Here is a 22,439-nt window from a genome sequence, read left to right as displayed (position 1 = left end):
ATAGTCAACAGACTTTAGCATAAGGAGTCGGTTAACAATCCTTACTTTGTGTCGGGACTTTCCGCACGCTGAAGTTGTGCAAGGACATCGGAAAGTGAAGGCAGAATAGAATGACCTAATTGACGTATGTCATCATCAGGCTCGACTAAATCTGGAATCTGATAAGCGATCATGTTTGCTGCAACGGCCGCACGTATACCATTGTTAGAATCTTCAAAAGCCAAGCAAAGAGTCGGTTTGATGTTTAAACGCTGTGCGGCGAGTAAAAATATTTCAGGGTCTGGTTTACCATGAGTGACTTCACAGCCCGTTGTAACACTATCAAAATATTTGTCCAATCCAGCTAATTTCAGTTTTTTTTGTGCAACATCTCGAGCAGTTGAGGTGGCGACGGCTGTTGGGATATTATTTTTTATCAGCCATTCGAGCAGTTCAATCACCCCCTCTTTTACTGGGATAGCCTGATGTTTTACTACGGCATCATAACGTTTACGCCATTCATTATGTAGTCTATCTAAATCATCGCCATAAGCTTGTTTAAAAATGGCTTGGATGCCTGCCGCATTTCGGCCAATAATTGAAAGGTATACATGTTCGTAGAAAGGTAATTGTTGCGCTATGCAAGCCTGTTTGAAGATTTGCATACACACTCGTTCGGTATCGAGCAGCAATCCATCCATATCAAAAATGGCAGCTTGGTAATTCATGTTTAGACTCTTTGTTGTGGTAGGTTTTTGAAAATATTACATGCCCAAGTCATTATAAGCTCCTTCAGGTTGCTTGGGGATATGAGGAGAGGGGAGCCATTATATCATCTAGGACAAATCAATATACTCAGTTTTAAGCGTTACATGGGGGGATGAGGAGCTTAATTTGGCTTACATTTCATCATATTCTCGGAGAACCAGCTGCGCCACTTGAGTGAGCAACTGACCGCTGGCTTGGAGCGATAGGTCGTAGTCTTTAATGTAAATTCCCACATAGACTGGTGAATGCTCCTCACGCCATATCGTAAATAATTCTGCCCGTGAATCATGAGCTATACCTCTTCGCTCTGCGAGAAACCAATTTTCTGGAAGAGCCGGAGTGATCCTAGACTTTTTACGATTAGTGTTTTTCATCCAGGTTTCTATTTGTTCTCGATCTTCATAGTTTAATCGGTCACCTTCGAATATATTATGCAGGTTCATGACCATTGTGTTTGGTTTTGATGAATTGCCTTTAAGAGAACTATTGGTTGGAAACAATTGAGTGATATGGGTGCTTTTATCACCGATGGAACGAAAGAAAGTGTTAATACTTTGCGGGCCACCTAATTCTCGCATAATGACGTTAGCGGCCGTATTATCGCCTTCTAATGCTGCTGCCTCACAAAGGGATGTAAGTTTTATCGGCTGTCCAATCCAGTGCGTTACGTAGGGGGAGTATGTAGTCAATTCTTCTGGTTTTATGGTGACTGTCGTATTCTTACTGAAAACATTACGTTCTATAGCATCAAGCATTGCCGCACAGACAAACACTTTCGCAGTGCCTAAGATAGGAAAACGCTCATTACCTCGATAATCCCACCATTCATTGGATTGGGTATCCCAAACAGAAACCCCGATTCGGCTTGAGGTTTCTTCCTCTAAAATAGCAATAGCACTTTCCAGTGAAGATGCATAATTGAAAAAAGGAGATAACACAAGCAGTAAAAGTAGTAGTCGTTTTTTCATTTCATCTCATTGATTAACATCTTTTACAAGCTGATATCACTTGCTAACAGTATGCGGGTCGAGCAATACAGCAGAGCCTGTATAAATTATAGCGACAAATTTTTATTCTTAACATGTCAATCTTTAACATTTCTTAATTTTATTAATTATTTCCATATATCTCAGTGGCTAAAAGAAAAATCTCGTATTAATTGACAGAGTTTACTCTTTGTATGGGCAGTATGGTCATAGCTGCGCTTATACCCAGTGTCCTTGCTCTGAATCAAGTAGCTTGAGGTCATTTGGGTATATCAATGTTCTTACGATGACACTCATCACTTCAAAATTGGGTAAGTGAGTATTTTTTGTATATGCTTAGAGAAGAAATTTTTCATTCAAGTAGAGCCTATGCCGAGTGTTTTCAAATGGATTTGTTTGGTACTACCAGTGTTGTTTTGGGCACTCTTAAGGCAGCACAACGACCTTTGGTGGATAGATAACATTGTTTCAATTCCATCTGCTATTTTGCTTGCATATTTAATCTATACTGTTTTCCTCTTATTTAGGCGCCAATGGGTTATTGGAATAACCTCGTTTATTATCACGTTATGTTTTATTCCTTTTCTCGTGACCAGCGAAGCACATCGAACAGAGAAATGTGAGGGAAAGCTTAAAGTGATTCAATTTAATCTTTTCTACGAAAACCCTGATGTAAACCAATTCATAAACTACCTAATAAGAAATCCAGCAGATTTAGTTATCATGCAAGAGTTATCTCCAAGTGTCGGTGATAAACTGCATCTCCTTGATGACCTCTATCCTTTTTATTATGGGGGGCAACATCATGTTGGCTATCCTTCTAATCAAATGATTTTAAGCAAATACCCCTTAGAGCCTGTTACTATTTATCATACACCTGATGGTCAAGAAATGGTTAGGGCAACATGGCAAGTGGAAGAAGGAGAAGCTATAACTCTGATGACCGCTCATCCACCATCACCGAGAAATGAACGTCTTTGGCAGCGACGTAATGCATTGATTCGTACCATTGAAATGTTGGCTGAAGTGTATCCGAGTGATGAGATGATGGTTGTTGGAGATTTTAATATTTCTGCAGCAAGTCCGAGTTTTTCAGGACTTTTTGAAGAATTTCAGTCATCGCCAGTATCGAGCTGGCCAACTTCAGTCAAAGGTTTTCCTATCCCGGGTTTTACTATGATAGGGATTGATCATTTTTGGCTAAAATCGAAAAGTATGCAGAGAAAGATCTGTCGTCGTCAGTCATTGAGTCACCCTGAAGGCTCAGATCACCGACTAGTAACAACCGTTGTTGGATATTAAATTAAATTGGAACCTCTTAGGTACAGATATCAAATAGTAAAAAGTGGTTTACTTCAAGAGGAGTGCTGAAAATCCTGCATGAAAGGCTTCTAAGGTATTTCGTTGAATACGATAACAAACTTTTGGTGGGTTGGGCTCTGCTGAAATAAAGCCTGCTTGTTTGAGTATACGTAGGTGTTCTGAGACAGTGGATTGCGCCAATCCTAATTCAGAAACCAGATCACTATTTAGGCAACCGCCTAATGTGTCCAGCTTGTGAAGAATATGCAGTATGCGAACTCGTGCGGGATGAGCGAGTGCTTTCGCTTGTGCAGAAAGTGCTTGCTCAGCGACAAGTTGAGACGGTGTGGTCTCAAAAGTTGCGTTGCAGCTATTGCTACATGGTTCATTCATTTTTAGACCTTTTCTATTTATCGTTAATCTACGATTTAATATACGCTGACTTCAATAGTTAGACAAGAAGTAAGGGAGTAGAAAAAGCAGAGCCTAAAATACAAACGTTGGGGGTGATTGCATCAGGAGCTAAGCTCTGCTTTTTATGCTGTTGCCGTTTCTAATCGATTTGGCTTGTGAAGAGTATCATCGACATTCATCTCCAGAAAAACAGAGAAAACGTAATATTTTTGTTCCTTATTTCAATGAGTCTTTCCCTTAATAAATATGGCCAACTGAACCGCTCTCAGACTTTATTCATGAATCTCAATTTAGAACCACTTTATCTACGAATCGTTGCTGACTCTGAGAGCTAAGGTTATCTTGCTGAACACGGCATCTTGGGATTACTTTGGTATAAAAGGGGAATTGATTATCGCTACCCATTCAGGGTTTGCGATATTAAGAATAAAGTGATCAGCTTTTTTGCACAGAGCTCCTGAGGTTGCTTAGAGCTAAGTGTATAGAAATTAATTATATTTATGAGATATCAAGCACTTTATGTTTTAACTTATATGCGTATAGTTGCCTAAATAAGCGTAATAAGGAGTTCGTTTGATGAAATATAAATTAGCACTAACACTAGCCCCTCTTTTATTAAGTAGCCAAATACTTGCTGAAAACAAAGATATTACTGAAAATAAAAAGTTATTTGGGGAGATTCCCCATGAGCTTGCCGTTGAATTAAATAAGAAAGCCACTATAGACGTCGTTAGTCAAGATGGAAAAAAGCATAAGGTATATATTCATACCCTTTATCAAACTGATAACGGTGGTACCGCTTATGATAATTATGGCAACACATACTCTCTTAAAGGGATGTACGAAGTGCCAAATGAATTTGGTAATATGGTCGAGCGTTCATGTACAAAAGCAAAACTGTATTTAGATCCGCTTGTTCTACCTGAAGTCGAACCTGAAGATTTACCAGGACCGAGCTGTTATATTGAAAGTAGTGCCAAAGAGTCTGATCCAAACAATAATTTTATTGATAAAAAAGATTATTCTAAAACACTTTTAGGCAAACACAAAAAGAACAAAATGTTTGGATGTAAACGATTTTCTTCTTACGCACCACCAATGGTATGGAGCCCTCAGATCAGTGTCGCCAGTCACGTCGGTAGCACAAGATACACGATAAAAACTAAGATCATAGGTAATACTCAGGTTCAATCTTGGGCAAGATTCTACAATCGTGGTTGGCAAAATAGATACTTCTATAGCTCTTCTACCAGCTTTACAACAGGTGAAGCGGCGGCGTCTGTCTTTATGTCATACAAAGGCAAGCCATTAGGATCGGCAATTCAAGGCTCAGTTTGTTAAAAACAATATGGCGTGCTGATATTGCAAAGTAACTCCAAGTTGCTCTGTTAGCTAACAGTTAAAGACGTTCGCTTTTTGGGAGTGGGGCACCGAGGCCGATTCTTGCGTAAGACAACCGTTTTTCTTAAAAAAATAAGAAATAGAATACTATTCCGCTTCGTTGTCTTCCTTGGATTCGCTTCAGTGACCACGCTCTGAATCAAGCATCTTGAGGTCACTTGGTTATATATGCCTTTTTATCATGAAGCCCTATTTTCCTCTAGTTGCCTTCAAGCCAACTTTTCCCTTTGACATGTCTTTTTAGCAGCAAGATGTATGAACATTGAAAGTGATTTAACTTTGTAAATCAATGCCAGATATAGAAAGTTTTATTAAATGGTGTTATTTCTTCTTTATTTGTAATAAGGTTTGTCCATAGTTCCTTTGCTCGCCTATCAATACTAATGATGCTTTGTTTCTGAACCTTACTGCCCGTTCCGAATCAAGCATCTTGTGGTTATTTGGGTATTCTAATCAATAAGAATATAATTATGAAAAAAATTGCAATCACTATAACAACAGCAGCTTTATTAGCAGGGTGTGGACCTAAATCAGAGTCAAATAAAGATATTCGCCAACTCGTTGATTCGATGACAGTGGAAGATAAAGTAGCTCAAAAAATTATTATGAGTTTCAGAAATTGGTGTGAAGCCCCTGACGAAGAAGAATGTAAAGAGGGCTTCACTGAGATGAATTCAACCATTTACAAGGTTATTAATGAAAATAACATTGGCGGTGTGATTTTGTTCCGAGAAAATCAACCAAATTTGGACTCTACACTAACTCTAATCCATCATATGCAAGATGCGGTTCCAGATAAAAATCCGTTCGGTTTATTCATGGCGATTGATCAAGAAGGCGGGCCCATTTCACTTTTACCTCGTGGTCAGGCAACGAGTATGCCAAGTAATATGGCTGTCGGTGCTGCTTATCTAGCTACGCAAGATAAAACTCTTGCTTATAAGGAAGGACAGGTACTAGGCGCTGAAGTCGCTGCTGTCGGCTTTAATTTTAACATGGCTCCAGTTGTCGATGTTCTCACTAACCCATTAAACCCGATCATCAATGTGAGAGCATACAGTGAAAAGCCTGAAACAGTCAGTCTCCTTGGCAGTCAAGCTGCACTTGGCATGGCGTCGCAAGGTGTCATCGCATCTATGAAACATTTCCCCGGGCACGGTGATACTGAGACAGACTCACACTATGAACTTCCTATAGTAACTAAAGATGAAGAAGAAGCTTATGCGATTGATTTAGCTCCTTACAAGCAAGCTATTGAGGAGAAGCGTGCGCCAGATATGATTATGACAGCGCATATTCAATATCCAGCTCTCGATGACAGTATTGTGTATACAAAAGATCAGCAAGAAATGATAAAGCCTGCGACTCTATCTTATAAAATTCAACATCAAATTTTACGAGATGAACTGGGCTATCAAGGGATTACGATCAGTGATGCTTTGGATATGAAAGGCATTGCTAATTTTTTTACTGAATCGGATGCTGTAATAAAAGTATTCCAAGCTGGTGTTGATATTGCTCTAATGCCAACTCAGTTCAGTCGTACTGACCAAGCGGATAAAGTGAAAGATCTTATTCAGACTGTTGCTCAAGCAGTGAGAGAGAATAAGATAGATGAGGCTCAGCTTGATCAATCTGTTATGAGAATTTTAGAGCTTAAGAAAAAAAGAAGAATACTTAACATAAATGATAATAGTGAGTCTTCATTACAAGCTAAAAAAGCATACATGCACAAAACATTAGGTAATAAAGAACACCGAGATATTGAGCGAGATATTGCTAAAAAATCGATAACTTTATTAAAGAACAATCAATCACTTATACCTTTGACAGTTAAAGAGCTCGGTAAGATCCATATTATTACTCCTTGGGGAGAGCAAGCGGCAGCAATGAAACAGACCTTTCTTCAAAATGGAGTAAATGAAGATGATATTACCACTGTGAAAATGAGCCAAACGGATTGGGAAACAGAGAAATCGAACATTGAGAAAGCCGATACTCTAATTGTTGGAAGCTCCGCATACGGTGTCAGCCCTGTTACTGCCAATGCTGATCCTGCTCAAGTTACAGAGTCTGGTAAAATAGCGAATAATCAATTTGCTCGATTTGCTCTGGAATTTGCTGATAAAAACAACAAAAAAACAATCTTAGTGAGTATGCGTTCACCACATGATGTGGCTAACTATAATGATATCGCGAATGTCATTTTGGCAACTTATAGCCCATTTGGTTTTGACAATAATTATTTCAAAGGTCCTTCAGTGAAAGAGGTGCCTAACATCATTATGGGCAATGATAAGGCGTTAGGAAAACTTCCTGTAACTGTTCGTCAACTGAATGAACAAGGTGAATTTGGTGAAGTGCTTTTTGAATATGGTTTTTCACTAGAGCAATAAGGCACTTTTGGCTTTTATACTGAATGTTCAAAATGCCTAAATGTATACCCAAGAACCTGAGGTCACTTGGGTATACGACTTTACTTAGGTGTCGGTTTTTTAAACGTCATAAAGATAAATCGAATCAGAAGATATTGAGCTTCCGGAGACAGAAGCCGCGACGCTGCGACGACATCTTCAGCAACAACATTTGAAACCCCCCTTAAATCGAGAGCGATATCGAGATCAGTTAAATTTAGAGCTCGTAAAATTGAACGATATTGGGAGAGTTTAAGGTCAGATTCCCCTCGTTCAATTCTTTGGTAAGTTTTGGTACTCATGCCTGCGATGCTTGCCATCTTTTCACGTGATAAGCTCAAGGCTTTACGTTTTGCAATTAAAACTTCGATGAGTGGATCAAGTTGCATCATCATTCCTTAAAAGACACTTTTGTCCTAAGATGAGCAATAAGTGGACCAGTTTAACTACCTCATATTTACCCATTATGTTAGAGACATGAAAATGAACGGTATGGGATGGTTTTACTCGGTCTACTTGTTGTAATGGAAAAGTATCAGCACTATCAAACAATCAAGGACAAATCAAAAGTTCTTAAAATGCAATGCACTTTGGAAAAACTGTTGGAAGAAATTCGTCTGAGTTGCCAACAAACAAAGTACGATTTTGTCTGGTTGACGCAACAGTCACAAATGCGGTTGATGAAGTATAAAGAGTTGTATCTTCACCGGGGTAAAGTGGTTGACAGTGAAATTAAGCTTGCCTACGCAAAAATGACAAGTATCGAGAGACAAATCGCAGATATGGGAACGGCAGAAATTACCTTTATTATTGATGCGCTGGACAAAGAGATCTAATCAACGCCATTGAAAGTTGCTTTTATTTTTAGCAAATAGAAAAATATCAAAATGCTGGGAGAGTTCCCAGCATTTGTTTTATGGATTCACCAATGATTTCGAACCGTAAATCCACTTTTAAAGGTATTTAACCGAAAAATCAGTACACAAAAATGATAACGCTATTAGCTTATTAAGGCTATGTTCTCGAGTTCTAACTCTGGCTAGTTTTTTGTAAATTTTTTTGTACGAAATACTTATCGTACTGTCACGAAATAAATACACTTTTCACTTGAAAACCTCCTTGCAAAAGTTTAAGTGATACACAATAAAATCTACCAATATAGAAAAAGATTGTCTTTCTTGGGGAAAAACCGTGCTTTTGCTTTTCAATTTTCCAGCTAATGCCTTACAATCCTCTAGCCCTAATTAATTTCTTAGAATATTTATTTAATGGGGTAGGGTCTACCCAAGCACCTTGAGGTTACTTGGGTATAGAGTACCGATATTTTGCTTCGAACCCAAGATACGGTGCCCCTTTTCACGTACGTGTTGAAAACGTTATAGAGCGAGCCTCTATTGCACTGTTTGCTGGCGGCTCAACCGTGCTGTGAATAAATGATGATAAATTTACAACAAACGGATTAAATTTAGAGGTATTAACCGTGAATCTGAAACTTCTTGGCAGTTCCTTAATTGTTGCAGGTACTGCTCTTGGTGCTGGTATGCTTGCTATACCTATGGTACTGGCTCAATTTGGCCTCTTATGGGGCACACTTTTTATGCTCTTTATCTGGTTGGGAACAACCTATGCGGCATTAATGTTATTGGAAGCAAGTTGTAGAGTCGGTGGCGGCATCAGTATGAACGCCGTCGCAAGAGATACACTTGGTGCTCCTGGGCAGGTGATTACAAATATTCTTCTGTATGCTCTATTAGTTTGCCTACTCATGGCTTATATCATTGGTGCTGGTGACGTCATAACGCAAGTAGCATCTTCATTTAAGTTTGAACTTGCTCCCTACATTAGCCAAATTGCATTTACGTTATTGTTTGGCCTGATTATCTCTTCGGGGACCAAAGTTGTCGATTTGTTGAATCGCTGTTTATTCATCGCGATGATTACCGCTCTTGTATTAACATTAGGTTTCTTGGCTCCTAATATTTCATTCTCTGGGATGGGCGATGCTGTCAATACCGATGTATTTTCATTATTCCAAACCAGCTCTGTTCTTTTTACAAGCTTTGGCTTTATGGTCGTGATTCCATCATTGGTGAGCTACAATAAAGACGCAACTAAATCTCAGCTTCGAAATATGATTATTGTGGGCTCCCTGATCCCCTTGGTGTGCTACTTATTGTGGTTATTTGCCGTAATTGGCAACCTTCCTACTCAAAAGTTAACGCAATTCAATGATTTATCTGAGCTGATTGCTACACTTGGTCAACAGTACTCTGGTCTTGAGTTTATCCTCTCAATATTTACAGGGCTTGCTTTACTAACTTCATTTTTGGGCGTTGCAATGGCGCTTTACGATCAAAATGCAGACTTGTTAAATGCGAATAAGCCTGTCGTATTTGGTATTACGTTTATTCTCCCATTAGTCGGTGCCTTGCTTGCTCATCAATATTTTCTGGCCATTCTGGGCTATGCTGGTTTTATCCTTGTGTTTTTAGCAATATTTTTGCCACTAGCAATGATGATGTCTGCACGCAGTCAATACGGGAATGTTAGAGATGTATACCAAGTCGGTGGTGGCACTGTAGGAATCGTGCTGATTTTTGCATTTGGCTGTTTTTTGATTTATGCACAGCTCATATAAGCGGTAATATCACCAAGCACAGATGTAACTTGGGTTTGCTAGCAAAGATAATCAAAAGCCACTTGTGTGAGAGCAAGTGGCTTTTTTGAAAGAGTTATACCTAAATGACCTCGAGATGCTTGATTCAGAGCGAAGCCACCATTCAGACGATGTCACTATTCAGAGCGTGGTCACTAATATATAGAAAACAATATAAAGCTACGCAGCAAGCTCTGCGATTAAACAATAAAGCGATTTAAAATCTCGTCTTGTTCAGCAACGTTTTTATGCTGGGCTTGCATAGCCTGATTGGTCCGATTGGCTGAGTCAGAAACTTTATTGGAAAGATCTTTAATATTAACCGTGTTATTGTTGATTTCTTCAGCGACAAGGCTTTGTTCTTCAGCGGCAGAAGCAATTTGCACGGTCATATCGGTAATACGCTGAATCGCTTCGTGAATTGATAGTAAAGATTGATTGGCATGTTCAGCTTTGTCTACGGCCTCCGCAGCACTGTTTCTACTTTGTTGCATAGCATTAGCGACTAAAGAAGCACCAGACTGTAAATTCTCAATCATATGACGGATTTCGGTCGTAGACTCTTGGGTGCGTTGAGCTAGTGTACGAACTTCATCAGCTACAACGGCAAACCCTCGACCCGACTCACCTGCTCGAGCAGCCTCAATTGCAGCGTTTAAAGCGAGCAAATTAGTTTGTTCAGCAATATCATTAATAACTTTCAGAATAGTTTCAATATTTGCTGTTGCTGATTCTAGACCTCTTACTTCTTCAACCGCTTGCTCAATATTCGTTGACAGTAAATCGATGGTTTGTGTTGACTCAGCAACGACAAGAGACCCTTCAGATGTGGCTTCATCAGCCTGTTTTGCAGCAATCGCAGCACTCTGAGCACTATTGGCGACTTCTGCTGCGGTTACTGACATTTCTTGCATCGCAGTGGCTAACTGTTCTAGTTCTTGCTGTTGTGTCTGGATGGATTCAACCGCACAGTTGGATGCCTGAACGGTTAATTCCGTACCTTGGGTAATTTGGGCAGACAGCTTTTTGGAGTCGATGATCTGTTTCTGGAGACATTCCACAAAGGAATTAAAACCTTTAGCGAGTTGCGAAAACTCTTTATCAGTCTGAGTTGTAAGTCGCTGTGTTAAATCTCCACTACCCGTTGCGACACCTTGTATGGCCTGATTTAGTTGGTCTAGCGGCCGCATAAGTATTCGAATCAAGAGGGTAAGCGCAAAAATGGAAGCAACGATTGCGATAAGAGAGTAAATAATAGCGCTACTTCTTAATGTGGTAACCGCAGAGTAAGCAATATTCTCGTCGATAATTGCCCCAACAAACCAACCTTCATTTGGTATTGATTTAAAGTTGAGCATAAATGGTGTGCCGTTTATTTCAATGTGTTGAATACCTGATTTGACTTGAACTTGTGGCAGGTAATCAGACAGTTGCTCACCATTGTATTTGTCATCTGGATTCGCAATCGTCATGCCTTCCTTGGTGACGAGAAAGAGGTAACCTGCATCGAATAGGTTAACTTGATTTACCAAGTCAGCCAAAGCGGTTAATTCTATATCGAAAAACATGGCAGCAACAAACTGATTGTTTAATTTGACGGGGGAACCAATGGAAATTATCATTTCCTTGGATGAAAGATCAATGTAAGGTTGGGTTAATGTCAGCTTGCCAGCATTTTTGGCGGAAGTAAACCACGGTCTTGTCCTAGCGTCGTAATCGGCTCCAGCTTCCCAAATCGAATCATTCTCAATCATAAAACCATCGTCAGCATAAGCGAATCCAGCTGCACGAAAGTTATCTTTAGCGTTTGGTGTTTCTAACACGGCACTTACATGCTCTCGATCAAGAGGATTAATGGCTAATATATCTGTGAATGATTGTGCCAAGTCTTTTTTGGCATTCATTTCTAACTCAACGGTGTTACTGACACTTGTTAGAATTTGATCGACACTCTTATCTATATGTTCTTGCAATTGAGACCGAATCGTCATGACTTGCTTGATTGACAAGAGCATAACAGTAATCAATAACAGAATTGAAGAAGCGGTGACAACTTTGTGCCTAAATTTCATAAGTTTTTCCTCTAGCGTCACCAGACTGATTTAATATAACAGCGAAGGATGAATTCAACAGTTCTGATCGCTTTGTTTTTATTCGTCATACCTTATTTACTTTGGTGTAATTAAGATATGAGCACGGGATATACTGGCAAATTTCAACATAATTTGCCCTGCCTGAGAGATAAATACGAATAAAATCTGACGTTTTTATATAAGTTGTGAGGCTTCTGTAGTTTTACCAATCTGATATTGAATTTTATATCAACAATAAAAATAACAAGTCGACATTAAAAATGTTGGTGAGTGACTGTGCAGCTTTTGTATCAGCGCTTAAGTATTTGATTGATGGCTTTTATAAAGATATGTGTAACAAAGAGAAATGTAAAAAAGGCCCTGTATTTAACAGAGCCTCAATCAACATTTTGGGGGACTAGAAGATTAAATGAGCAACACCCGCAATAATTGGTAACGTGATTAAAGTACGTAAGATGAAGATCACAAAAAGTTCTAAGATATTAACTGGAATTTTACTCCCTAAAAGCAGTGCACCCACTTCAGACATATAAATCAGTTGAGTTACTGACATGGCTGCAATCACAAAGCGTGTCATTTCATTATCGATTGATGCTGCCAAAATAGCAGGAATGAACATATCTGCGAAACCCACAACAATGGTCTGTGAAGCCGCTGCAGCTTCTGGGATTTGCAATAGCTCCAAGTATGGGATAAATGGTTTACCTAAGATTTCGAATACTGAAGTGTACTCTGCAATCACCAAGGCAACGGTACCAAGCCCCATCACAACGGGTAAAACGCCAAAAACCATATCAACTGCGTTATGAACGCCTTCTTTTAGTACGGTACGCAATGAAGTGACCTGTCCGGCACGTTTAAGAGCAAGGTCCATACCCCAAGAGAAAGCAGTGTGACCCTCAGGAACAGCATCTAACTGTTTTTGTGGTTCAGTACCATCAATGTAATGTTCTTTTTTCAAGCTAAGTGGAGGAAGGCGGGGGATGATAATCGCGGCAACAACACCAGCAAGACATATAGCACCGTAGAAGGGCAGAAAAAGGTGCTCCAATTGAACTTGAGCAATGACAACTAAACTAAATGTAATTGAAACCGCGGAGAAAGTGGTGCCTACAACAGCGGCTTCTCGTTGTGTATAAAATTTATTCTCATATTGTTTACTTGTCAGCAAGATGCCAACGCTACCATCACCTAGCCAGGATGCCATACAGTCGATAGCACTTCGGCCTGGTAAGTTAAATATAGGTCGCATCACTTTACTCAATAAGGCACCAAATAACTCTAGTAAACCAAAGTTGAGGAGAAGTGGTAGTAGCATCCCAGCAAAAATAAATACCGCGAAAAGCGTTGGTAATAGGCCAGTGAGAACAAGACCTCCGGTATTTTCTTCCCAGACAGATTCTGGTCCGACTTGGAAAAATGTCATTAATACTGCGGTACCGCCGATCAAGCGAACAATCAACCACAAAGGTGATGGATTGAAAAGGCCATTAAGGAAGCCATTTCGAAGGATTGCGGCGGGTTTAAAGATGACACAAGCGAGAGAGGAAAATGCCATAAAGGCAATAATGATCGTAATAATAGTAACGAGTCTGTCACCAAGTAAAGTTGGGATTAGCTTTGCCATTATAGCAACAGGAATCGTCAGATCACCTTCATAAGAGATAGGTGCCAAAAAGAGAAGCAATCCAATTAAAGATGGGATGAAAAACATCCAAAAGTTGCTTTTGGGAGCTTCTGCTTTAGTCTTGTTATGCATAGGTTTCTCGTGTTACTTCTAGTCAATATTTGCCATATATAAATACATAAATATTCACTAAACATCTGTCATCAATCAAAGTTTAACGGAGATTACCGATAAACATTGTCAATTGCAATACTATTCAGTAAACATATCTACTTATTCAGATTTTAATGCCTGTTGAAGTGAAAAATTCAAGATACAGTAGGCAAAAGTTCTAATTTTGTTAGAGAATTGTATCATATTGTGTGTTTTGTGCAGTCGGTTATTATTAACAGTGTGATTAGACGAAGAAAATACCTAATAAACGTGATCGTTGCCCATTTATAATTATTTGATCCTATTTTGCACATTGAATAGCAGATCCAGGCGATTACTATCAACTCAGGTAGTGATGGTAAAGCCTCATTGAATGTTTTGAAACATTTTGGAACTCAGGCGATGTCTGTAGATTCTAATCAATCAGTTTCATTACTATTCCGGTGGCGAAATAATAACCTTTATATGCAACAGTAGTGATTTTTATCTCTATAATGAAACAAATTCTAATTTTATTCATATAAAGTCATAAATTAGGCGTGATTTCTGGTGCAAGAATGCATAAGCTATGTGTCCTGTTAATGACTAGGTATTAATTTCCGTGTTTACAAATGAAATGGCAACGAGATGGTTACCCAATCGTAAAACGATGTTGTTGTACTCAGTGCCTGTTTTTTTTGCAATTAGTATTGGTGTTTCTCAGTCACTTAAAGATTCAGGACTGACAAAAACGATCGCCTTAAACCTTCCAGATACGAAAGTTGAGGCAGAGATTTACTCAGCCAAGGAATCGGATATTGTTATCCCCCCACAAATGGAGTATCAGATCCAAAAGGGGGATAACCTAAGCGCAATTTTTAGTCAATTAGGTTTTGGTTACAGTTCATTAATGAAAGTAATGGAAGCTGATTTAAATATATTGGCACTAGATACACTAAGGCCAGGCAACATATTACGATTTTGGCGTGATGAACAAACCGGTGAATTGGAAAAGATGGAACTCCAGTTTACTCTTGCAGATCGAATCATCTATCAGCGTAACAGCGATGGAACTTTTGATTATTCAGATATTTCTATTCCCGGTGTATGGCACCAAGAGCCTCTAGGTGGGGTTGTTAAGGGGAGTTTTTCAGTCTCAGCCAACAGAGCGGGTTTAAATTCTGCAGAAATTAGCCAGGTCGTGAATCTACTTAAAGATAAAGTCAACTTCTCTAAAGATTTGCGGGCTGGAGATAAATTTGCCGTAGTACGTCAAACACAAACGATCGATGGTACTAGTACGGGTAAAAGCGAGATTGAAGCGATTAAGATTTACAATCGCGATCGAGAAATTTCGGCTTATCTTTGCTCTGATGGCCAATTCTATGATGCAAACGGTGAGAGTTTACAAAGAGCTTTTCAGCGTTACCCTGTCAGCCGGAGCTGGAGAATTAGCTCGGGCTTTAACCCTCGACGTTTACACCCAGTAACCGGTCGAGTGGCGCCTCATAACGGTACAGATTTTGCGACTCCCACCGGGACTGCGGTTTCTGCTACGGGAGACGGAACGGTCATTATTGCACGTAGCCACCCTTATGCAGGGAACTATGTCGTTATAGAGCACAATAATAAGTATAAAACTCGCTATTTACACTTAAGCAAAATCTTGGTCAAAAAAGGCCAGAAAGTTTCTCGTGGCCAACGACTCGGTCTCTCCGGTAGGAGTGGTCGAGTTACGGGCCCCCACTTGCACTACGAATTGCTCGAATATGGTCGAGCTGTTAATGCTATGAAAGCAAAAATACCAATGGCAAGCTCTGTACCTAAAGAGAAGATGACAGAGTTTACAAAACGTCGTGATGACTTCGATAAAATGATCGCAAGTGCCGTAAAATAATTTTAAAGTGCTCGATGCCCAAGTAATTTAAGATTACTTGGGCATCGTTTATTCCTTGTGAATTTTACCCAGTCTTATACCGACTTAATGAATAATTGTAGGTGACGTGATGCAACAAAACGAATTTGAAGTTCTACTTAAACAGCTTTGCCAAAAAGAGACGCTTGTTGAAGCATTGAGCTTTTTAGGCGAATGTTCAGAAGATGAAGTCGCACTTGCTGCACAATCTCTTAAAGGGCAGTTTGGACTTGCAGAAGCCGAAGGTGAGAAGCGAATCTACCATATTACCATGCAAGATAACGAATCAGGTGAGGAAACCGAGTTTGTTGAGCATGTAATGAATGAAGGTGAGCCCCTAATTAAGTTTGCTGCATGGTTTTTCGAGACTTTTTTTGAAATAAAGCCCAAAGACACCTATAAATCTGCAGGTAAAACCTATCAACAACCTAAAAGGTAATTAACCCAATATCTAAGTGACCTCAAGTCGTCTCGCTGAACACAGTACCTTGAGGTTACGTGGTTATAAAAGCATTGATAGCTGATGTTCATCTTTTAATTTGGATCAGAACTTTATCAATCATAATTCACCTTTCCTCAATTTAGATCCACGACACTTCGTTAAAGCTGTTTATACCCAAGCTACCTAAAAGTGCCTATCCCCTTAGCTATTCCTGTACAAGGGACTCACCTTCAATCTTAAAAGAGCAATAGACTAAAAATATATCTGTGATTTATTTGTTATAAGTGATATGCAAAGTCAGGGTTATGTTTTTGAGTGAGCTGAGCGAATCAGATTTTAAAGAATGTAACTTATTGATATGTATGAGACGGGGATTTTTTTGTTTTTTCTTTTTGTTGTTATTGTCATGTTTGTGTAAAGAAATGTTTTTTATTTGTAGTAAATGTAGGGGGTGAGGGTAAGTTTAAATCAATAAGGTTCATTGACAATACATCTTATATGTAGAAAATAAGCTGCATATTTAAAGAGCTTAATCGCTCTAAAAAATTATTGTTTAACTTATTTTTAGAGAGTTGAAAATGAAATTGTTAATGAATAAATTATTGATTTCCACAATTGTAAGTGCTGCAATTTCAAGCTTTACGGTAAATGCATCAGGTGAACCTGGAAAGATTAACTTCGAGGGTTCGGTGACCAATACTCCTTGTGGAATTTCTGCAGACTCTCTTAATCAAACGGTGGACTTTGGCCAAGTGAGTCGTGCAAACTTAATGCATGGCGGTAATTCTGAACGTCAAGAATTTGAAATCAAACTAGTAAATTGCCAAATTGAAAATGAAAATAAAGTGGCAGTCACTTTTAGAGGTGATGTTTCAGAAGAGAACCATGGAGAGTTACTCGCTCATGGTGATGCTGGTGACGTCGTTATTAAAATGTTTACCGAAGGTGAGCAGCAAATCCAATTAGGTGAAGAGCTAGATCCGACTGAAATTGGTCCTAGTAATAGCTATATGAATACACTACATTTCTATGCTGTTGCAGCAAAGAGAACGGGTATCTACGGTGTACTTGACGGTAATTTTAGTGGAGAAGCTACTTTTACACTTCGCTACGAGTAAGCTGATACTTTTTTAAGATATACCCAAGTCACCCCAAGATGTATTAAATCTAGCATCCTGGGGTGATGTAGTTAAAATGCCTTCCCTCAAGTTTGATTCCTCTTTTAAAATACATCTTCCTTTATACCCAAGTGACTTCAAGATGCTTGATTCAGAGCGAGGTCACTGAGTTGAATTCAAGTAAGACAACGAAGCGGAATAGTATTCTATTTCATTTTTTGTTAGAAGAACGGTTGTCTGACGCAAGAAGTTGGCTCAGTGACACGCTCCCAAAGGGCGAGTGACCTTAACTCTCATACTTTGTTAACGATTCTCAATGTAGAACGACTATATCTCCGAATCGTTGCCGCGCCTGAGAGATAAGGTCATCTCGCTGAACACAGTATCTTGAGGTTACTTGGGTATATACCCAAGCACCTTGAAGTCACTTAGTCATATATCCTCTGATCTTCTTTGTGATTTCGCAGTGCTTTATGCGCTATTTTTATTTCTCAAAGGCTTTATCGTTGCATTCTTCCATAGGTTGTTTGCGAAACATAGCTGTTTGAAGTCATATGGGTGTAGAGATCTTACCTCCTAATTCTCATATTTTAATCTTTTTAAAGGTGTGAGATATTCAACTTGTTGTATTTTTAGTTATCTAGCCAGAAATAAAACCAACGTTTAAGATAATTTCTCTAGCTATAGGGGGAAATTATTAAAGCTATAGTTACTTTCCACTTTTGTAATTTACAGAAGCTAAAAACTGTTTGATGTTACCTAGACATACTTTCAATCTAATTATTTTATTAATCATAATAGTTAGATTGTTAACTTTTAACTGTTAACTTTTATGCTTTAACATCATTGCTATCTTAGTTCGATATCAAAGAATAAATTTTAATTTTTACTAGTAGAGCAAAGTTTTTAATATTTATTTGTGATTTATATGTCAATAGATTATTTAAAAGTGAGCTTTAAGTAAGATTTCTATTTTACGTTTGGCTGCTTTTATATATGATTTTTGTTATCTAAGTGATTGAAATTAATGTATACAGTAATGCATCTCACTGTTATTTATTTAAAGTGTGTCATGGCTTTGTTAGTTTTTGTTTTTAGTTTGTGATGATTTGTTTTTTTTGGTTTATGAGTTGAAAATAACATTCATTGACAATGCACCTTAAGATATGGAAAATATATTCCATACCGACGGGCTAAAGCAGCCTAATGAATTATTAATCTAAACAATCGAGATATTAAATATGAAAACTTCATTTAATAAACTACTTATTACTATGGCAGTAACTGCGGCTACTTCTGGCGCAATGGTAAATGCTGCTGAGCCTGGTCGCATTAATTTTGAAGGTGCAGTAACAGATACTCCATGTGGTATTTCTGCTGACTCTTTAAATCAAAATGTAAATCTTGGTCAAATTGGCCTTGAAAATTTAAATGCTGGCGGTCAGTCTGAACGTCAAGAGTTTGAAATCGAATTAGTGAACTGTCAGATATCAAATGAAGACGGTGCTCAGAACAAGGTAAGCATTACTTTTAACGGTCGTACTGCTCAGGGTAAAACTGACGAACTTCTAACACGTGGCGATGCTGGTGACGTAGTAGTAAAAATGTTCACTGACAGCGAAGAGCCTGTTGAAATGGATACAGCAATTGAAAGTAATTTCGGCGCTGGTGAAGATAGCTGGATGAATACACTGCACTTTTATGCAATTGCTGCAAAATCAGACGGCGGTACTGTTACAGAAGGTGACTTTAATACAGAAGCAACCTTCACACTAACTTACCAATAAAGTTGAAATTAAGGGAAGAAGTCGGTACTTCTTCCCTTACACTTTGTGTTTTTAGAAACTGCTTTTCCTTAGAAAAACCCACCAAAACGTCTGCACTTTGTCTACTATTAATAATGTTGTTTTTTGCTTATTTTTTATTAGGTCTAATGGTAAATAATGAAACTGTACACTAGAAAAAAGCTCATTGTATTATCAACTTTTTTTGTTGCGGCTGCAAATGCTACTGAGTTCAACCTAGATTTTATTGATGCCAATGACCGTTCAGCAATAAACTTTGAAAGATTCTCGAACGAGGGCTACATACTTCCAGGGCTTTATACTCTTAAACTATTGGTTAATGGTGAGCGTATTAGTACTGCGCCAGTCGATGTTGAAGTAAAAGAAATTGATAATGGTGAAGGTGCTACATTTCCTTGTTTAGATCAGAATTCAATCAAAAATATTGGCTTAAAAAATAATTCAAACATTATCGAAAAATTTAAAGAGAAATCCTGCCTGAATATCAATAAATTACCAATTATTGATTACAATATTGATCTCTATAAACAAGTTATAAACATCAATATTGACAAAAATAAACTGGAATATTCAGAAAGAGGTTGGTTATCCTATAAACACTGGGATGAAGGGATAAACGGTATTACTTTAGACTATAGAATAAACAGTTTATACACTTCTAATCAAAATAAAAAAGATACTTACTCCTCCTCAGTGTCTGGCACTGCAGGGCTTAATTTTGACGCTTGGAGAATACGAGCGAATTATAACGGTGATATTGCTGGCTCTGATATTGATTCTGAAGGGATAGACTTTCAGCAAATTTATGCCTACCGCGCATTAGGCCCCATCAACTCAAAACTCTTTATCGGTGAGCGCTTTCTCAGTAGTGAAATATTTCAACCTTACAGTTTTACGGGTATCTCCTTAAAAAGCGATGAGAGAATGCGCCCTCCAAGACTTCGTGATTATGCACCACGAATTCAAGGTATAGCTAAAACAAACGCAAAAGTTGAAGTTTATCGTGGTAAATACCTTATTTATGAAACCAATGTTGCTGCGGGTGAATTTGAGATCAATGATCTCAACTCAGTACAAGGCATCCTTGATGTAAAAGTGATTGAGCAAAATGGGGATGTTGCTTCTTTTACTGTTGGCTCCGACACCATACCATACTTATTGAGACCTGGAACTTTTAACTATAGCCTTAATGCAGGTAAAACTGATGTAGCACAGGATTCATCCAACGATCTCAGCTTTGTGACGGCTGAGATAGAGTATGGATACAGTAATAATATTACCCTACATACTGGTACAACATTGTCTGAGGATTATAGGTCTTGGGCTTTTGGTTTTGGTACTAATCTTGGCACCTTAGGTTCCGCTTCTTTAGATATGCTAACGTCTAACGCAGAAGTTGATAACTCTGATAATGACAAAACGGGTAACTCCTTCAAACTAGCCTATGCCAAAAACTTTAGCGAATTGGATACAAGCATTAATTTTAGTGGCTATCAATTTTTTGATAGAAATTACTACAGTTTGCCCGATCTAGTCAGTTACCTAGATAACTCAATTGCTTACAACAATACCAAAAGCATTATAAGCGCAAATATCAACCATAATATTGATGTGTTGAATTCTTCAATATCAGTTCAATACTCAAACTTTCAATACTGGGACGACAACAGTGCGGAAAGTTACAATATCTCGTTAGGCACTTCTTTTGACGCATTTGGAATTAAATACATAAAAGCTAATTTGAGTGCAACCCGCTCACTGACAGAAAGTAGTACATTGATAAGTATGAATAAACAAAAGAAGTACGAAACGTCTTACTTCTTTAACTTATCGATACCTTTGGACATTGGCTATGTGAGTTACAACACTAATATTCGTGATGAAATGATTACTCATAATGTCACTTATAGTGGCCGTTTAGCCGATTCAAAAGGTAACTACAGCTTAAGAGCTGGATATAATCAGGTTGAAGATGGAGAAAATGCACAATCGTTTGGTACTTACTTGAGTTATGACTTGCCCTACACTGGCGTAAATCTCAACTCAAACTATGTGAAAGACGATTATCTTTCTGTTGGTGCCTCTCTTGATGGTGGCTTAACTTTCAGTAAGTACGGTTTCGCTGCTAACTCTGGCGGATACGGAGGTAGTACTCGATTGATTATTGATACAAATGGCTACGAAGACGTTCCTATTAGTGGCTCAAACACAAAAACGAACAGTCAAGGTCTTGCGGTTATTTCGAATATATCCAGTTATAGAGTTGAGGACCACTCCGTTGATATGAGTCAACTGCCCGATACTTTAGATGCTAAGCAACCGCATACTGAAACTATTTTAACTGAGGGAGCGATTGGTTATCGCAGTATCAAAGTAATCAAAGGCCATAAAGCTTTTCTTGAGATCGAGCTTGAAGATGGCGGAGTAGCTCCATTCGGAGCGACTTTGAACGATAAAGAAGGTTTAGAGTTAGGGATTATTGGTGATGATGGCATTGTCTGGGCGACTGGGTTTGAGGCAAGTCAAACCTTATCGGTTAATTTTTATGGCCAACAATGTCATGTTCAAACCCCTGAATCAGTTGATGTGAATAAAGTTATTCACCTTAAATGCTTATAATCTTTATTAAGAATTTTAAATTGGAGAAAAAGTTATGTTGTTGATAAACAGTAAATTGAAGAAGCTAATGACTTTTTCTATTCTGGCTACTTTACCAGGACTTTGCTTAGCTGCGGTTTCACTGGATAGAACCCGAGTGATTTTTCCCGGTGATAAAAAAGCCATATCCTTGACTGTCAAAAATGATAATGAATTATCTCCCTATCTTGCACAGTCTTGGCTGGAAGACAGTGAATTCAATAAAGTACGTATTGGTCCTTTTATTGTTTCTCCTATGGTTCAGAGAATTGAACCCGGTCAGAAAAGTTCAGTTCGTATTTCACAGTCAAATTTAATAAAAGACTTACCCACAGATAGAGAGTCATTATATTACTTTAACTTAAGAGAAGTTCCACCCAAAAGCGATCAAAGTAATTCACTCCAGATCGCTCTTCAAACAAAAATAAAATTTTTCTATCGACCTGAATCGATCTTGCCAGGAAAAAATTATATATGGCAAGAGGAATTGATTGGTGAAGCACAAGCTAAGGGTTATGTTATAAAAAACCCTACTCCTTATTATATCTCTGTGATTGGTGTTTCTGGCTCAGCAGATAAACAAAACAGTTATGACTTCAAACCTTTTATGATTGAACCTAAAAGTGATAAGTTCTTAGATAAAAATTTAGGCAAGCAATTCTATCTTTCTTATATCAATGATTGGGGTGGAACTAAGGTCTTAGAATTTAATTGCTTAAGAAAAACCTGTAAGGTTAAGAAGTAAATATT

General features: G+C 38.4%; 17 protein-coding genes. 11 read left to right on the top strand and 6 right to left on the bottom strand.

Annotated elements, in window-relative coordinates:
* Positions 1 to 41 precede the first annotated feature (41 nt).
* A complete protein-coding gene (locus BS333_RS19415) occupies positions 42 to 707 on the bottom strand; it encodes an HAD family hydrolase (RefSeq protein WP_021710807.1) in 666 nt (221 codons plus the stop codon).
* A 171-nt stretch (positions 708 to 878) separates the two neighbouring features.
* Positions 879 to 1,715: a class A beta-lactamase gene (locus BS333_RS19410; protein WP_021710806.1), complete on the bottom strand. Its 837-nt coding sequence runs from the start codon at positions 1,713 to 1,715 to the stop codon at positions 879 to 881.
* A gap of 387 nt (positions 1,716 to 2,102) precedes the next feature.
* Here BS333_RS19410 and BS333_RS19405 point away from each other — a divergent pair, with 387 nt between their 5' ends.
* On the top strand, positions 2,103 to 3,035 hold the full coding sequence (locus tag BS333_RS19405) for an endonuclease/exonuclease/phosphatase family protein (RefSeq protein WP_021710805.1): 933 nt from the start codon (positions 2,103 to 2,105) through the stop codon (positions 3,033 to 3,035).
* Between the two features lie 48 nt (positions 3,036 to 3,083).
* Here BS333_RS19405 and BS333_RS19400 read toward each other — a convergent pair whose 3' ends face one another.
* A complete protein-coding gene (locus BS333_RS19400) occupies positions 3,084 to 3,428 on the bottom strand; it encodes an ArsR/SmtB family transcription factor (protein ID WP_021710804.1) in 345 nt (114 codons plus the stop codon).
* Positions 3,429 to 4,025: 597 nt separating this feature from the next.
* On the opposite strand from BS333_RS19400, the gene BS333_RS19395 reads away from it, so the two are divergent.
* On the top strand, positions 4,026 to 4,790 hold the full coding sequence (locus BS333_RS19395) for a hypothetical protein (RefSeq protein WP_021710803.1): 765 nt from the start codon (positions 4,026 to 4,028) through the stop codon (positions 4,788 to 4,790).
* A 530-nt stretch (positions 4,791 to 5,320) separates the two neighbouring features.
* Positions 5,321 to 7,246 (top strand): glycoside hydrolase family 3 protein, encoded by a 1,926-nt coding sequence (locus BS333_RS19390; RefSeq protein WP_050568006.1) that lies wholly within the window; start codon positions 5,321 to 5,323, stop codon positions 7,244 to 7,246.
* An 80-nt stretch (positions 7,247 to 7,326) separates the two neighbouring features.
* Here BS333_RS19390 and BS333_RS19385 read toward each other — a convergent pair whose 3' ends face one another.
* Positions 7,327 to 7,653 carry a helix-turn-helix transcriptional regulator gene (locus tag BS333_RS19385; protein WP_021710801.1) on the bottom strand — a complete coding sequence of 109 codons (327 nt, stop codon included), beginning with the start codon at positions 7,651 to 7,653 and terminating at the stop codon, positions 7,327 to 7,329.
* Positions 7,654 to 7,761: 108 nt separating this feature from the next.
* On the opposite strand from BS333_RS19385, the gene BS333_RS19380 reads away from it, so the two are divergent.
* Together BS333_RS19380 and BS333_RS19375 are read left to right on the top strand one after the other, a co-directional pair.
* Positions 7,762 to 8,100 carry a hypothetical protein gene (locus BS333_RS19380; RefSeq protein WP_021710800.1) on the top strand — a complete coding sequence of 113 codons (339 nt, stop codon included), beginning with the start codon at positions 7,762 to 7,764 and terminating at the stop codon, positions 8,098 to 8,100.
* Between the two features lie 644 nt (positions 8,101 to 8,744).
* Positions 8,745 to 9,902, top strand: a complete 1,158-nt coding sequence (locus BS333_RS19375; RefSeq protein ID WP_021710799.1) for an amino acid permease — start codon at positions 8,745 to 8,747, stop codon at positions 9,900 to 9,902.
* 218 nt (positions 9,903 to 10,120) lie between these two features.
* Here BS333_RS19375 and BS333_RS19370 read toward each other — a convergent pair whose 3' ends face one another.
* Both BS333_RS19370 and BS333_RS19365 read right to left on the bottom strand, forming a co-directional pair.
* Positions 10,121 to 11,992 (bottom strand): methyl-accepting chemotaxis protein, encoded by a 1,872-nt coding sequence (locus BS333_RS19370; RefSeq protein ID WP_021710798.1) that lies wholly within the window; start codon positions 11,990 to 11,992, stop codon positions 10,121 to 10,123.
* Between the two features lie 418 nt (positions 11,993 to 12,410).
* Positions 12,411 to 13,772 carry a YjiH family protein gene (locus BS333_RS19365; RefSeq protein ID WP_021710797.1) on the bottom strand — a complete coding sequence of 454 codons (1,362 nt, stop codon included), beginning with the start codon at positions 13,770 to 13,772 and terminating at the stop codon, positions 12,411 to 12,413.
* Positions 13,773 to 14,394: 622 nt separating this feature from the next.
* Between BS333_RS19365 and BS333_RS19360 the strand changes: the two genes are divergently transcribed.
* From BS333_RS19360 to BS333_RS19330, 6 genes are all read left to right on the top strand, one after another.
* Entirely contained in the window at positions 14,395 to 15,669 is a 1,275-nt protein-coding gene (locus tag BS333_RS19360) for a peptidoglycan DD-metalloendopeptidase family protein (protein WP_021710796.1), read from the top strand.
* A gap of 109 nt (positions 15,670 to 15,778) precedes the next feature.
* The gene (locus tag BS333_RS19355) at positions 15,779 to 16,126 is read left to right on the top strand and encodes a hypothetical protein (protein ID WP_021710795.1); all 348 of its coding nucleotides are present in this window, start codon (positions 15,779 to 15,781) and stop codon (positions 16,124 to 16,126) included.
* Positions 16,127 to 16,719: 593 nt separating this feature from the next.
* On the top strand, positions 16,720 to 17,247 hold the full coding sequence (locus BS333_RS19350; RefSeq protein ID WP_050568037.1) for a fimbrial protein: 528 nt from the start codon (positions 16,720 to 16,722) through the stop codon (positions 17,245 to 17,247).
* A 1,241-nt stretch (positions 17,248 to 18,488) separates the two neighbouring features.
* Positions 18,489 to 19,034, top strand: a complete 546-nt coding sequence (locus BS333_RS19340; RefSeq protein WP_021711446.1) for a fimbrial protein — start codon at positions 18,489 to 18,491, stop codon at positions 19,032 to 19,034.
* A 156-nt stretch (positions 19,035 to 19,190) separates the two neighbouring features.
* Positions 19,191 to 21,671: a fimbria/pilus outer membrane usher protein gene (locus BS333_RS19335; protein ID WP_021711445.1), complete on the top strand. Its 2,481-nt coding sequence runs from the start codon at positions 19,191 to 19,193 to the stop codon at positions 21,669 to 21,671.
* A gap of 67 nt (positions 21,672 to 21,738) precedes the next feature.
* The gene (locus BS333_RS19330; protein WP_227739137.1) at positions 21,739 to 22,434 is read left to right on the top strand and encodes a fimbrial biogenesis chaperone; all 696 of its coding nucleotides are present in this window, start codon (positions 21,739 to 21,741) and stop codon (positions 22,432 to 22,434) included.
* Positions 22,435 to 22,439: the final 5 nt, after the last annotated feature.

This window comes from Vibrio azureus (assembly GCF_002849855.1).
GTDB lineage: Bacteria > Pseudomonadota > Gammaproteobacteria > Enterobacterales > Vibrionaceae > Vibrio > Vibrio azureus.
This window is presented reverse-complemented; position numbering and strand designations above follow the sequence as displayed.